Raw genomic sequence first — 15,339 nt, 5'->3', positions numbered from 1 at the left:
TCAGCACTGGCAGCAAAATGACTCACTAATTTACATCACCCACGCCTTATGGCAATGTTGACTATATGCTGTGCAAGTTTATGGGATGGTCCCAATCACTCGCCAGACTAACAATAAAATTGACACCAACAAAGGCAAGCTTCCCCATGAACAGACGCGAAGTTCTCAGATATACCGCCTGGATTACCGGTAGCGCGATATCAGCATCTCTGGCCAGTGTAATTTTGTCCGGCTGTTCAGAGCAGACTCCCGCACCAGACAGCGCGAAAAACATCGATGGCACATCCACATCCAACCTTTTGCACTTTTTTACACCGGAACAATTTACGTTGGTAGCGCTGCTGGCGGATACCATTTTGCCACGTACAGACAGCCCCTCTGCAACCGATGTAAAAGTGCACAGCACACTCGACACTATGCTGGGAAAAGTATTTGACTCCCACTACCAAGCAGCGTTTAAAACCCAATGGTCCGCGTTGGAAATTTATCTGAACCAGCAAGAGTTTTTGCAGCGCTTACCAGCCGCACAAGTAGAAACATTGCAAACGCTTGAGCTGAGTAAGAGCGATGATACAGCGGTTGCAAAAAAAGCTTTGGTGGAATTCAAACAACAAATCATCGCTTATTACCTGACCACAGAAACCGTCGCTAAAACGTTTTTAAATTATCTACCTATTCCCGGTGCTTACAAACCCTGTATTGCGCTGGACGAGGTTAACAATAAAGCATGGGCGCTCTAAAAATGATTAGAACTACTGAAACTGATTTTGACGCAATAGTTATTGGCTCTGGAATCAGCGGCGGGTATGCCGCGATGGAACTGTGCACCAAAGGCTATAAAACGCTGGTACTCGAACGCGGCCGTGCGGTAACCCATGGCGATTATCCCACGGCGATGATGGATCCCTGGGAGCTTCCGCATCAAGACCATGTTCCGCAAGCTGAAATTGCTACGCATTACCAAAAGCAGAATCGCTTGCCCTGGTGGGTCAAACAGGCAAACAAACATTGGATCAACAAAGACGACGAATATCCATACGAGGAAGATGAGCGTTTTGATTGGATTCGCGGCCATCATACAGGTGGGCGCTCATTGATGTGGGGGCGCCAATGTTATCGCTGGAGCGATATTGATTTCGAAGCCAATAAAAAAGAAGGCATCGCCATTGACTGGCCCATTCGCTATTCCGATCTGGAACGCTGGTATGACTACGTTGAAACCTTTGTGGGTGTTAGCGGGCAAAAGGAAAATCTAAAACAGGTGCCGGATGGAGTATTTTTAAAACCCTTTCCACTCAATTGCGCCGAACAACATTTGCGCGAGACGGTGGCCAAGAAATTCCCCGAGCGAGTGGTAACCCCGGGGCGCGTCGCGAATTTAAGTGAGTACAAACCGGAAGTGCACAAGGGGAAACGCGGCCAATGTTTATCACGCGATCGCTGCTGGCGCGGCTGCCCATTCGGCGCCTACTTCAGTAGTTTGTCAGCGACCTTACCGGTCGCGGAAGAGACAGGTAACCTGACACTGCGCCCCAACAGTATTGTGCAGGAAATTACCTATGATCCAGCCAGTGGCCGAGCCACGGGAGTACGCATCAAGGATGCGGAAACGGGTGAACAGCTGGCGATATCAGCGCGAATCATCTTCTGTAATGCCAGCACAGTGGGCACCACCGCCATTTTACTGAACAGCCGCTCGGAATCCTTCCCCAACGGGCTGGGTAATAGCAGTGGCGAATTGGGCCATAACCTTATGGATCATCATTACGGTATGGGTGCTTCCGGCATTTTGCCGGGTCATGAAGATACCTACTATTCCGGCCGCAAACCGACCGGCTTTTACATCCCCCGCTTCACCAATATTGATGAGCAGAGTAAAAAAGCTGATTACCTGCGCGGTTTTGGTTACCAGGGTGAAGCACGCCGAATTAACAATGCGCCAGAGGGCGTTGTTGGCAGTGCACTTAAAGAAGCGATCTTTAAACCCGGTGCTTATAGCGTTCGTATGACTTGCTTCGGCGAAATGCTGCCCTATCACGAGAACCGGATGTATCTCGATTTCAGCAAAACCGATCCACAGGGCATGCCACTGATCACCTTTGACGCCAAGCTGCGGGATAATGAGCATAAACTGCGCGCTGACGGCGTAAAGTGTGCGGTAGAAATGCTGGAAGCTGCCGGCTGTACCAACATCACCTCTTACAACAACGCTACTGCGCCGGGAGCTTGTATCCACGAAATGGGGACTGCGCGCATGGGGCACGACCCCAAAACCAGTGTGCTGAATAAATGGAATCAAATGCACGATGTACCCAATGTGTTTGTGACTGATGGCGCGTGTATGACCAGTTCTGGTACACAGAACCCTAGCATTACCTACATGGCCTTGACCGCGCGCGCGGTAGACTATGCTCATCAACAAATTCTGGCAGGTGCACTCTAAATACAATTGGGCAGGGACCGCCCCTTGTTACAAATCCGCAGACTGACAAATCCTTCACATAAAAAGCATGGTGATGCGTCCGCCCAACAGCTACACTATCACCATGAGCAAACAAGGATTAACGCGCCACATGCCGGGATGCGCGGTCCACTAATCCCAGACCATGATTCTGACCCAGCCAAACACACCTATGAGTAATTCCCCATCCGTTGTCGGTATTATCCTTGCCGGCGGACTTGCCAAACGCATGGGCGGCGGCGATAAATGCCTGCTGCCTCTTGCCGGTAAAACCTTACTGCAACGGACTGTTGAACGCGCCCAGCCACAGGTTGCGTCGCTGCTGTTAAATGCCAACGGCAATAGTTTGCGTTTTGCACGCACCCGCCTGCCGGTCATTCCCGATATTTACCCCGGCAATCTCGGCCCGCTGGCCGGTGTCCATGCAGGACTATCCTGGATGCAATCCACAAATCCAGATGCGGAATGGTTGGCCAGTTTTGCGTCTGACACTCCTTTCTTTCCTGCAGACCTGGTCACCAAATTGTTTGATGCAGCCACTAGCCAGAATGCACAGCTTGCCGTTGCAGCATCCAAAAATCGTACTCATCCAATTTTTGCGCTCTGGCATGCATCACTGCTGGGCAAAATTGAACAGCAGCTACAAACTGGTGATATCCCCCGGTTACAGGATTGGATCAAACAGCAAAAGTTGGTAGAAGTAGAATTCACCGCTGAAGGTTATGATCCGTTCTTTAATATCAATGTCCCGCAAGATCTATACGCTGCAGAACCTCTGGTCGCACTGGTCAAGTAAACTTAGTTCGCGGCTGCAATCGCCCCGCACAATCCAAACTGTTATGCTCTCCCGATCTTTTGCGGAGATTTGACCATGTTTTGGCGATTGTTGTGTGTTGCACAGTTTTACAGTCTGTTAGCGATTTATACCTATCTTGGCCTGACCCCCCACCCTGAAAATTCCATTCCTGTTTTCAACGATTTGCTGATGCATTTTGCCGGCTACTGCGTAGCAGCCATCTCCATTAGTTTTGCTCGGCCAACCTGGCCACTTTGGCAACGCGCCGTATTTTTAATTGTCTATTCAATTGCGATTGAACTCGGCCAACATCTCAATCCACCACGCACTTTTAGCGGCATGGATATTTTGGCTAATGGCAGCGGTGTATTGTTGGGGTTGATGACCGTCGTGTTGCTGGAAAAAACCATTTCGCCTTTTGCAAAATTGCTGTATTGGAAAACCACAGCGCAATTGACTGACATTAAATCCGGAAAATAAAAGGACGGGAGCAATGAGCAGATTATTTACCGCACTCGTTAGTAGCTTAGTGATTTTGATTGCACAACACAGCAGTGCAGAAAACATTGCCCGCACGACAAATAATGCTCAAACACTCGTCGCAGCGGCAGTTGCGCAAACACAGGACAATGTCACTTATAACGGCGCTTACTTTAACATCTCCTACCCAATGGGTGACGTACCCGCACAATACGGCGTATGTACTGATGTGATTATTCGGGCTTACCGTAAACTCGGTATAGATCTGCAACAGTTAGTGCACGAAGATATGCGCGGAAATTTTTCGCTCTACCCCGCAAAAAAGAATTGGGGACAAACCAAAACCGATAGCAATATCGATCATCGCCGCGTACCCAACCTGCAAACTTTTTTTACCCGCCACGGCAAAAAATTAATCGCATCCAGTGAATCGCAAGATTACCAAGCAGGTGATTTGGTCACCTGGATATTGCCCGGCAACTTACCGCACATCGGCATCGTGAGCGATCAATACTCTGCGGATGGCCTACGACCATTAATCGTCCATAATATTGGCGCAGGCCCAAAACTTGAAGACATGTTATTTGACTATACGATTAGCGGGCATTATCGCTACGCGTTATTTTGAATTGTTGATCTAAAAAACCCGCCACTACATCCACGGAGGGTTGCAGCCAGGGATCAAACAACCAAAAGGAATGGGGAGAATCCGGAATTTGCGCAACCTGATAGGGAATCCCGAGCGGCTTCATTTTTTCAATCATTTCTTTATGCCCAACACTAAATCGCTCTTGGGCACTGATTAAAAATAAAATCGGCGGAGTATTTTTATTCACATAAAACAGTGGTGATGCCTCGTGCCACAATTCTGTTTTTTCGGCGTAGCGTCCACCAAACCAGGCACCGGCCGCTGACGGATTTTTGCGTGGATCGTCCTCATGGAAACGCGCAGCCTCCGAGGTAAAATCTGATAAACCATCGATATTGACAATCGCATGTACGGCGCTAGATATAGAGGATTTTTTTGCGTTTGGATCAAATTTTTCCAATCCATTCGTCACCCCCGTCAAGCTTGCAATCTGCCCGCCCGCTGAACCGCCACCCACTGCGATCTGTTGAGGATTCACACCGTATTTTTTGGCATTGTTACGCAACCAGCGAATTGCGGCTTTCACATCGTGAACCGCTGCCGGATATTGCGCCTCTGGCGATAAACGATAACTGATAGTCGCCGCCACATAACCGCGCTCTGCCATACCAATCGCCATAGGTGTGAAATTAGTGCGGAAACCCGCGCGCCAACCACCACCATGAACAAACACAATGCCCGGCTTTTGCTGAATCAACGCAGATTTAGGTAGATACAAATCCAACTGCAACGCGCGCTGGCCGTAGCGAACATACGTGATGTTTTTAATCTCTTGCACAGATTCAGGAACAGCACGGCGGGCAATATCAATAAACGGATATTCACCAATCAGTTTTTGGTAGGTCGTTTCGGGGGTATAGGTATTGGTTGGATCATCAAATTGGGTGATTGCCTGGCAGCCAAGCAATGCAACGCACAACACAGTTATCGTAAAGCGCAGAATAGTTCTAACGTAGGTCATCGTTATGTTACTCATTAAAGAAATCAAAATGACCGAATAGATGCCGATATAATTTCTTATGTAGTGTAACTGGCAACAATTGAAAAACAAAACAGGTAAACAAGCAAAGGAGACCTAAAACAAAAAGGGCCAGCAAATGCTGACCCTTCTTTAACTACACCGACTCAAAGCATCACAATAACAAGCGACGCAAGTCACCAATTACCGATACAAGATAAGTCATAAAGCGACCTGCATCTGCACCATTTACTGCACGGTGATCATAAGACAGTGACAATGGCAGCATGTTGCGAGGAATAAACTCTTTACCATTCCACACAGGCTTCATTTGCGCACGGGATACACCCAGAATACCCACTTCGGTAGGTGCAGACACCATTGGTGTAAAGCCGTTACCACCCATAGCACCCAAGCTGGAAATAGTGAAGCAACCACCCTGCATTTCTGCAGGAGTTAACTTGCCATCGCGTGCTTTTTTGGCAAGCACATTAATTTCATCGGCCAGTTCAAACAGACCTTTTTTATCAACATTGCGCACTACAGGAACCAACAAACCGTTGGGTGTATCTACCGCGATACCGATGTGTACAAATTTCTTGTGCACGATGCTCTCACCATCCTGATGTACAGATACATTGAATGATGGTTCAGCAACCAAGGCTGCAGCAACGGCTTTCACGATAAATGGCAATGGAGTCAATTTGCTGCCGCGCTTTTCTGCTTCAGCTTTCATGCTATTGCGGAAAACTTCCAGATCGGTGATATCAGCATCATCGAATTGGGTGATACGCGGAACATTCAACCAACTGCGGGTCATAGCGTCAGCAGTCAGTTTTTTGATCTTGCTCATTTTAACGATTTCGATTTCACCAAACTTGGAGTAATCGACAACGGGTAACGTTGGAATACCTGAACCGCCAAAAGATGCACCGGATTGAGCTGCTTGCACGATGGGCTTAACGTAAGAACGTACGTCATCTTTCAACAGACGACCACGTGGGCCAGTGCCAGAAACTTTGCCCATATCAACACCAAGTTGACGAGCCAGTTTGCGTACAGCTGGACCAGCGTAAACATCACCGGTTTGTGCAACATCAGCAACCGGAGCAGGAGCCGCCTTTGGTGCTTCAGCTTTAGGCGCGGGTGCAGCCGCAGCTGGCGCAGCTTCTGCTTTTGCAGGTGCTGCAGCTGGCGCAGCGACAGCGGCACTGCCAGTTGTAGCCAACAGGCCAATTACAGAACCCTGGGAAAGTTTATCGCCCACTTTTACTGCGAGGCTCACAATTTTACCGGCTGCTTCTGCAGGAATTTCCATCGATGCTTTATCAGTTTCCAATACGATCAATGAATCGCCTGCGGCAACTTCATCGCCCACTTTTACTGAAATTTCGATTACTTCCACGCCTTCAGCGCCGCCGATATCGGGAACAACCATCGGCACTTCGGCAGCGGCTGCGGACACAGGTGCCGCCGCGACTGGTGCTGGCGCAGCAGCGGGCGCTGCCGCTGCAGGAGCTGCAGCTTGCGGTGCCGGAGCAACGGCGCTGCCTTCAGCTTCTACTTCCAGCAATACTGCATCTTGCGAAACCTTATCACCCAAATTCACTTTGATAGCGACAACCTTGCCTGCTTTATCGGCTGGGATCTCCATTGAAGCCTTGTCGGTTTCAAGCACGACAATCGAATCGCCTTCGGCGATCACATCGCCCACTTTTACGGAGATTTCGATAACTTCAACGCCTTCTGCGCCGCCAATATCAGGCACTTTAATAGTTTGAATTGCCACTGTAGTAGTTCCTCGCTAATCAGTTATTTCTACATTTGATAAATGTTTTGGACGGATACAAACAACATCGCCCTCTTTGTGAGAGGGCGACGGTTTTATACGCTCATTGGATCCGCTTTTTCCGGATCAATGCCAAATTTCTTAATGGCCTTGGCAACCACGTCGGCTTTAATTTTGCCTTGGTCTGCCAAAGATTTGAGTGCGGCAACCACCACGAAGTAACGATTTACTTCGAAGAAATGGCGCAACTGGGTACGGGTATCACTGCGACCAAAACCTTCTGTACCCAAAACGGTGTATGAGCCAGGAATATAGGCGCGCAGCTGTTCAGAGTAGGTTTTCAGGTTGTCAGTTGCGATAACAAATGGACCGTCGTTCGCTTCGAGTACCTGGGTAACGTAGGGTTTGCGCGGCGTAGCAGTCGGGTTCAACATATTCCAACGGGTAGCACGTTGACCATCACGGGTCAGTTCGTTCACGCTGGTTACGCTCCACACATCTGCTTCAACATCAAAATCACTGCGCAGGATTTCTGCAGCGAAACGCACTTCACGCAAAATAGTACCTGCACCCATCAATTGAACACGATTTTTGGCTTTGCCAGTCCCTTTCTCCAATTGATAGATACCTTTGATAATGCCTTCTTCGGCACCTTCAGGCATATCAGGATGTTGGTAATTTTCATTCATCAAAGAGATGTAATAGAACATATTCTCTTTGTCTTGATACATACGCTTGATACCGTCCTGAATGATCACCGCCAATTCATAGGCATAGGTTGGATCATAGGTGCGGCAATTAGGAATAGTGTTAGCCATAACATGGCTGTGACCGTCCTGATGTTGCAAGCCTTCACCATTCAAGGTAGTACGGCCAGCGGTCGCGCCTAACAAGAAGCCGCGCGCTTGTGAATCGCCCGCTGCCCATGCGAGGTCACCAATACGCTGGAAGCCAAACATGGAGTAGTAAATGTAGAACGGAATCATAGGTACGCGGTAGTTGCTGTAGGCAGTTGCCGCAGCAATCCACGAGGCCATAGAACCAGCTTCGTTGATACCTTCTTCCAAAATCTGACCGGTAGCCGATTCATGGTAAGACATCATTTGGCCAGCATCATGCGGGGTATATTTTTGACCTTCGGATGAGTAGATACCGATAGTTTTGAACATACCTTCCATACCAAAGGTACGAGCTTCGTCAGGTACGATCGGAACAATTTGCTTGCCGATTTGTTTGTCTTTTACGAGCGAAGACAAAATCCGCACAAAGCTCATGGTGGTGGAAATTTCACGCTCGCCTGTGCTCTTCAACTGCGCGGCGAATGCATCCAGAGCTGGAGCAACAACGGGATCGAAATCCGCTTTACGCGAAGGCAAATACCCATTAAGCGTATGGCGACGAGAACGCATGTATTGCATCTCTGGACTATCTTCGGCTGGACGATAGTAAGGCAGAGCTTCAAGCTCTTCATCTTTTATCGGCAACTCAAAACGATCGCGGAATTTTTTAAGATCTTCAACGGCAAGTGACTTGGCCGAGTGAGTTTTGTTGATGGCTTCACCCGATGAACCCATGCCATAACCTTTAACAGTTTGCGCAAGGACCACCGTTGGCTGGCCTTTGGTGTTTACGGCATTGTGATAGGCATTGTATACCTTCTTAACATCATGGCCGCCGCGAGCAAGATACAGAATATCCTGGTCGCTCATATCACTCACAAGCTCTAACAGCTCAGGATATTTACCGAAGAAGTGTTCACGGGTGTACGCCCCCCCGTTGGCCTTGTAGTTTTGCATTTCGCCATCGACAACTTCGTCCATGCGCTTTTGCAGCAAGCCAGTTTTGTCTTTTTCCAACAGGCGATCCCAACCAGCGCCCCACAGAACTTTAACTACGTTCCAGCCAGCGCCACGGAATACGCCTTCCAGTTCTTGCACGATTTTGCCGTTGCCGCGTACCGGGCCGTCCAAACGTTGCAAGTTACAGTTGATCACGAAAATCAGGTTGTCGAGCTTCTCGCGCGCCGCGAGAGAGATAGCGCCCAGGCTTTCCGGCTCATCACACTCACCATCACCCAAAAATGCCCAGACTTTACGGTCGCTGACCGGAGTCAAACCACGCGCTTCCATGTAACGGTTAAAACGCGCTTGATAGATAGCCTTGATCGGCCCCAACCCCATAGATACGGTAGGGAACTGCCAGTAGTCAGGCATCAACCATGGATGAGGATAGGATGACAAACCACCGCCATTGACTTCACGGCGGAAGTTATCCAAATGGGTTTCGTTCAAACGCCCTTCTACATAAGAGCGGGCATACATGCCGGGTGATACGTGGCCTTGGAAATACACCAGGTCACCTGGGACATCGCCATCGTTACCGCGGAAAAAATTGTTGAAGGCTACATCATACAAAGTAGCGGATGAGGCAAATGAGGCGATATGGCCACCGAGGCCTTCATCGTTGTCATTGGCCTTCATTACCATGGCCATAGCGTTCCAGCGAATAATGGAACGGATCTTACGCTCCATTTTCAGATCGCCGGGATAATCAACTTCTTTGTCGACAGGAATGGTATTGCGATAGGGAGTACGAATAGATGAAGGCTGTTCAATGCCATGGTTAACGGCGGACTCAGACAGTGATTTCAACAACTCAGCAGCGCGGTCTTTACCGGCGTGACGAACAACTGACTTAAGGGCGTCCAGCCACTCTTTTGTTTCAATGGCATCAATATCTTGTAGCATTCAAATCTCCTCAGCTATGCGCGCAGGCGCATATCACGTAGCAGTAGTATCTAATACAGGAATTTGGATCTGGGCATCGCACAAAATTTGCACACCTATTTAAAATGTGCAGAACTTTCATGGAGTTACAGGAGGAATATTCCTTTTACTTGTGTAAAAAATCCCCGAATTCTTGCATAAGTGGGAATTTTTTACCAGCCCTCGCCAATTTGGTAACACTCTGGAGGGGCACAACTTTAGTGCACAAATCGCTGAACCAAGCGTTTCAAATATAGCTACGCTATTAAAAAACCATGTTCGCAACAGGGCTGGCATTATTACCCAAAGTTTTGCGATTCACCAAGCAGTAATCAGTAAAAAGAATGATAATTTTCTTTTGGGGTGCACCAAAAAAAAGCATAACAATGAATGAACTTGGAGCGAAGGCTTATATATCTCGCAACACATGAATATCAAGGCAGTGCAATGCTTTGCATTTGCTGTTTATGAATCAACAAATCATCGACGAGAAAAAAGTTTTCACTCTCTACCGGCACATCAGAGGTTAACCAGAGACGTCTATTTTTATCCATGAATACCGCCCGATAAAAATTATCAAGTGATTCCGGCGTGATGCGTGCAACAGCATCTGCAAGATCAAGACGACGCGAAAAATGATTATCGAAAGTTGTGATGGCACTCCAGTAACGTTCACCCTGTTCTTTGAGTGAGCGCGCCGGTTCGCGTAATTTTTTAATTAGCGATTGCTGGTTAATAGTAAAATTTTCACCTATTTGCACCTGCTGCTCATCTAAAAAAAGATCGATCTCCTCGATAATTTTTTCTTCCCTAACACTGGGCGACTGCACCACCAGTAAACTATTTTCAAGATTGAGTAGAGGTGCAGCTATCGCAGCCACTACATAGCCCAGCTGCTTTTCGGTACGCAATTGATTATAAAATTCCGGTTGCAGCAACTGCCTCACGAGCATCATATGTGCAGCATCATCAATTGATGTAGAGGGGTTCTGGATTAATAATTCAACCACATTATCGGCATGCTCCACTGGATAGGCATAGAGCCAAGGCTTCTCCAACCCCTTGGGCAGCAGCAATAATTTTGCAGCAGGAAGCTCGCGCCCGGCCTGACGATTCAATAATTCATGCTCAACCAGTACCGCGAGCTTTAATGCCTCCGCGCGAAAATAATTGCCATAAAAAAGTGCGTCCATTTTTGCATCGATTAACTGGCGGCTAGCAAACTGCGCAAATTGTTCCAGTGTTTTATTTTCCAGGGCCGCAATTAACTGCGCATTACTCCAGTAAGGATCAGATTGAAGTACGGGCAATTGTTTGGCAAGCACCTGATAAGGTAAGTCTTTATTCTGATTGCGCCAGGTGCGGAGCAAATCTTCTTTGATAAGCGCAAACCGCTCTCCGTTAAACTTGCTGGTGCGCATAACTTCCATCATTTTATTCATCAGCAATCCCTGACGACTGGAATAACCAAATATACTCAGTTCATAGCCGCGCACATTGGCGGTTATTGTGTGATCTATCCCTGCGAGCCGTGCAGGGTAGGAAAATTCATTGAGCTGATCAGAAACCAACGCTGCAAATAATTGTGCCTGTGCAGCACCTTCTGCACTGGCAGCAACCAAGGGCGACTTGATACGCAAATTAATCAGCGCACGCGGTTGCATAAACTGCTGATCTTGTGCAAACCATACCCGCATATTTTTGTTGCCAAGAATTAACTGTGGCTTGATATCCGCCGTACCAGTTTCCTCCAGCATTGATCCTGATTTAACCGCCAAGCGCTTGGGGATAAACAGATTTTTTTCGGGCAAAAATAACTCTTTGCGCACGGCTGGTTTCAAATCCAATAACTCAGGAATACCCGCCCGCACAACAAACGGGGCAGAATAAAATGGCGATACGCGATAAGGTTCAACATCGGGCGCGGTCAATACCAGCAACAGGTTGTCGCTGGTTAAGTAGGATAAACTTTTTTTGATTAGCCTCTCATCGTAAGCAGTGTAAACATAGTCCCCACGCAAAATATCTTTAGGTGCATAGGTTTTCATAGACTCTGCCAATGCGCTAACCGTTTGCATAGGTGGGCGTTTTTCCTGAAAGCGGAATTCCAAATCGGCCAACTGTTGCAGCTCGCTATAGCGCCAGGGAGACAAACTGCGCGGCTGCAGTTGCTCGATGCAGTGAAATACCAGTGACACTATTTGATTGCGCGCCCGCACGCCCTGCGGGGTTAATTGGATACTGAGCTGGAATACGGCATCCTTACGACTCTGTAAACCCGTGTTGGCGTAAATGGCCTCAGCCCATCCCAACCGTTTCAACAGAGACAATAAACTCCCCTCTGCTTCATGCCCTAATAAATTGGCAATATAAGCAAATGGTTTTTTTTCGTAGAATTGATCAGGATTGGGAATCGGGAAGTTAAATGTCAGCTGGCGCAGTTCTTTTTCCGGCTTGATATCTACACTGGCAGGTAAGCGCTGTTTATCAAACAATGGGGGATAATTATCAGCAATATGAATATCGCGCTTGGGTACCGCACTAAACCGGGCGCGTACACCAGCTTCCAACGCATCCAGATTTTCACGCCCGAGCACCACCAAATTCATCAAGTGCGATGAATAATGTTGCTGATAAAACGCAATCATATCTTCGCGTACCGGATGCCCTTCCCTGTCAGCCAGGGTAGTTAAATTGCCTACTGAAAATTTCGCACTGGGATGTTGAGGATTCATCAGCTCGCGATAAACATCCCATTCGCGGCGCCCGTCATCTTTTAATTTAGCGAGATATTCAGAGTTAACCGCATTTCGCTCACGCTCGACATATTCAGCGCTGAATAGCGGTGCCACAAAAAATTGCGCAAAGCGATCCAATGCAGGGTCTAATTGATCGTTATCGATTTCAAAAAAATAGTTGGTGTTTTCAGCTGCAGTATAGGCGTTAAAACTGCCGCCATGCCGGGAGATAAATTCCTGATACTCACCCGCCTGCGGATATTTTTCCGTCCCCAAAAACAACATGTGTTCCAGAAAATGGGCGAGCCCCGCGCGATCCACCGGGTTTTGATTTGCGCCGACGTTAACATCCAATGCAGCAGCTGATTTTTCAGTGGAGGGGTCAGAGATAAGCAGAACACGCAGCTGGTTATCTAACACCAGATAACGATAATTGCGTTTATCGTTTTCACTTTTGATAACACCGGCAGTGGTATTGAGGTCGATTGTTGCTTTAAAGATTGAATTTGCGCTGCGTTGAACACTGTTCTCCTGCGTGTTGCCGCCCGTTGCACTGCTACCTTGGGCCGACAACAATTGACTGGCAAACAGGCACGCAACTGCCGCTAGCCAGGGAGCACTCGCATTCAGATTAAATCTGCAACACCATTTCACCATAACAAACTCACTTAGCCATCAGTAATTATGCAACTCTCAATTACTGATTGATCAAATTTTCACGCTCTGGCGCTACGCAACAGACTTTTTCAGCAGGTAACAATAGACCGCATCCAACTCTGCAAAGGCTAATAATTCCTGTCCGCTTAACTGTGCATAAGCCTGAAAATCGCGCACTGACCCGGCATCAGTAGCCAGCACCCTCAGCACTTGGCCGGCGGCCATATCGCGCAATGCCTGTTTTGCCTTGAGCAGCGGCAGAGGACAGCGCAAACCACAAGTATCCAACTCACGTGCGACAGGATGGGTAAAGCAGTCGATAGTTTCACTCAAGGCTTGTTACCAGTAGCTAGCACAAAGAACATCTCTCTATAGCCTGCCACCTCCATCAGGAGTATTTATTCCCGCTGAGCAGAACTGGCAATAAGGCTTATGGTCATAAAAGGTTGCTAACCTAGTCTTTACGCGTCAAAAAGGCTAGAGTTACGCCCTATTTTTTTGCCGCCGCACCTATCCGGGCGGGTTCCAGCAGGAGTCAATCAGTACCGTGCCAATGCCTTTTCAGCGCTGCATCTCTACCCTCCACAAACGCCTGCTTGCCCCTGTCGGCCTGGCATTCCTGATAGTGAGTGGCTTATTCGCCAACCCTTATGCGAGCCATGCCGAGGTAGAACTCCCCAATCTGGGTGATACCAGCTCAATCATGATTTCGCCTGCGCAAGAGAAGATGCTGGGGCAACGCTGGCTCAGAGCCTATCGCAGCCAGGTACCTACTACATCTGATCCATTAATCATCGATTATTTGGAGCAGTTGTTTAACCGACTAATCCCACACAGCCAACTGGACGAGAAGCGGATTGACCTGGTTGTCGCCGAAAATAACACGCTTAACGCCTTCGCGGTACCCGGGAATATTATTGGCGTGCACACCGGCCTGCTAATGTACGCCAAGACTGAAAACCAATTAGCCGCCGTACTCACCCACGAACTGGGGCACTTGAGCCAGCGCCACTATGCGCGCCGGCTCGAACAGCAAAAGAACATGATGATGCCGATGCTCGCCGGTATGCTGGCGGGTTTAGTACTGGCCGCCAACAGCAATAGCGATGCCGGTGTCGCCGCGATTATGGGCACCCAAGCCGCTGCGCAGCAGGCGTCGCTCGCGTTTAGCCGCCAGAACGAGCAGGAGGCTGACCGCATTGGTATGCAGACCATTGTTGAAGCAGGCCTTGACCCTTACGCCGCAGCCGATATGTTCGAGCAAATGGTACGCGCCAACCGTCTTAATCGCCGCCCACCTGAATACCTGCTCACCCACCCGGTAAGCGAAACCCGTGTGGCTGATGCGCGCAACCGCGCTATGCAATACGTACGCAAACCGGTGGAAGACAATTTGGAATTCCAACTGGTGCGTACCCGTGTAAGAGTAGGTGCTGAAGAGACACCGCAAATCGCAGCCAGAATGTTTAAAAGTGAATTGGAGAAAGAAAGCGATAACCCTGATGCCAGCCGCTACGGACTGGTGCTGGCACTAACGGAAGCCAGCCAATTTGATGCCGCCCGTGATGCTCTCGCCCCACTACTGGAAAAAGATCCCACGCGGATTACCTACCAAATTATGCGCTCCGATATTGAAATCGCCGCCGAGCGTTACAAGGCCGGGTTGGAAATTCTTGAAACACAATTAAAGCAATACCCAGACAGCTACCCCTTGATCATTCGCCACGCCGAAGCTTTGATGAAAGCGGGCATTTATCAACAGTGCGCGGATATTCTGGAACGCTATTCGCGCAAACGTAGTAAGGACGACTATGTGTGGTATCTACTGGCAGAGGTAAACGGTTTGGCAGGAAATATTCTCGGGGTACACGAAGCGCGTGCAGAATATTTTATTTTGAATGGTGTTTATGATCGCGCACAAATCCAATTGCGCAACGCGCTAAAGCTGACACAAGGCAACACTTACCGCACAGCATTGATTGAAGAGCGTTTGAAATATGTAGAAGCGCAAATGCAGGTCGAAGGTTTCTAACGATTATCCACACA

Annotated in this window: 11 protein-coding genes; 6 read left to right on the top strand and 5 right to left on the bottom strand. The window is 48.5% G+C overall.

The window, feature by feature from the left end; genetic code table 11:
- Positions 1 to 146: 146 nt before the first annotated feature.
- The 5 genes from B4E62_RS00910 to B4E62_RS00890 all read left to right on the top strand — a co-directional run bounded on the left by B4E62_RS00910 (position 147) and on the right by B4E62_RS00890 (position 4,365).
- A complete protein-coding gene (locus B4E62_RS00910; RefSeq protein WP_310071721.1) occupies positions 147 to 740 on the top strand; it encodes a gluconate 2-dehydrogenase subunit 3 family protein in 594 nt (197 codons plus the stop codon).
- A gap of 2 nt (positions 741 to 742) precedes the next feature.
- Positions 743 to 2,443 (top strand): GMC family oxidoreductase, encoded by a 1,701-nt coding sequence (locus B4E62_RS00905; protein WP_310071719.1) that lies wholly within the window; start codon positions 743 to 745, stop codon positions 2,441 to 2,443.
- A gap of 190 nt (positions 2,444 to 2,633) precedes the next feature.
- A complete protein-coding gene (gene mobA / locus B4E62_RS00900; RefSeq protein WP_310071717.1) occupies positions 2,634 to 3,257 on the top strand; it encodes a molybdenum cofactor guanylyltransferase MobA in 624 nt (207 codons plus the stop codon).
- 75 nt (positions 3,258 to 3,332) lie between these two features.
- Positions 3,333 to 3,737 carry a VanZ family protein gene (locus B4E62_RS00895; RefSeq protein ID WP_331350708.1) on the top strand — a complete coding sequence of 135 codons (405 nt, stop codon included), beginning with the start codon at positions 3,333 to 3,335 and terminating at the stop codon, positions 3,735 to 3,737.
- A gap of 13 nt (positions 3,738 to 3,750) precedes the next feature.
- Entirely contained in the window at positions 3,751 to 4,365 is a 615-nt protein-coding gene (locus B4E62_RS00890) for a DUF1287 domain-containing protein (protein WP_331350707.1), read from the top strand.
- Here B4E62_RS00890 and B4E62_RS00885 read toward each other — a convergent pair.
- The 5 genes from B4E62_RS00885 to B4E62_RS00865 all read right to left on the bottom strand — a co-directional run bounded on the left by B4E62_RS00885 (position 4,334) and on the right by B4E62_RS00865 (position 13,626).
- Positions 4,334 to 5,347, bottom strand: coding sequence for an alpha/beta hydrolase (locus B4E62_RS00885; RefSeq protein WP_331350706.1), 1,014 nt, complete (start codon positions 5,345 to 5,347; stop codon positions 4,334 to 4,336). The genes B4E62_RS00890 and B4E62_RS00885 overlap by 32 nt on opposite strands.
- 172 nt (positions 5,348 to 5,519) lie before the next feature.
- Complete coding sequence (gene aceF / locus B4E62_RS00880; protein ID WP_331350705.1) at positions 5,520 to 7,133, bottom strand: dihydrolipoyllysine-residue acetyltransferase; 1,614 nt, start codon at positions 7,131 to 7,133, stop codon at positions 5,520 to 5,522.
- Positions 7,134 to 7,228: 95 nt separating this feature from the next.
- Positions 7,229 to 9,880 carry a pyruvate dehydrogenase (acetyl-transferring), homodimeric type gene (gene aceE / locus B4E62_RS00875; RefSeq protein ID WP_331350704.1) on the bottom strand — a complete coding sequence of 884 codons (2,652 nt, stop codon included), beginning with the start codon at positions 9,878 to 9,880 and terminating at the stop codon, positions 7,229 to 7,231.
- A 452-nt stretch (positions 9,881 to 10,332) separates the two neighbouring features.
- Positions 10,333 to 13,293 (bottom strand): insulinase family protein, encoded by a 2,961-nt coding sequence (locus tag B4E62_RS00870; protein ID WP_331350703.1) that lies wholly within the window; start codon positions 13,291 to 13,293, stop codon positions 10,333 to 10,335.
- A 72-nt stretch (positions 13,294 to 13,365) separates the two neighbouring features.
- Entirely contained in the window at positions 13,366 to 13,626 is a 261-nt protein-coding gene (locus B4E62_RS00865; RefSeq protein WP_331350702.1) for a sulfurtransferase TusA family protein, read from the bottom strand.
- Positions 13,627 to 13,846: 220 nt separating this feature from the next.
- Between B4E62_RS00865 and B4E62_RS00860 the strand changes: the two genes are divergently transcribed.
- A complete protein-coding gene (locus B4E62_RS00860) occupies positions 13,847 to 15,325 on the top strand; it encodes a M48 family metalloprotease (RefSeq protein WP_331350963.1) in 1,479 nt (492 codons plus the stop codon).
- Positions 15,326 to 15,339: the final 14 nt, after the last annotated feature.

This window comes from Cellvibrio sp. UBA7671, assembly GCA_002483145.1.
GTDB lineage: Bacteria > Pseudomonadota > Gammaproteobacteria > Pseudomonadales > Cellvibrionaceae > Cellvibrio > Cellvibrio fibrivorans.
The sequence above is the reverse complement of the archived record's forward strand: the minus strand, read 5'-3'. Positions and strand labels throughout refer to the sequence as shown.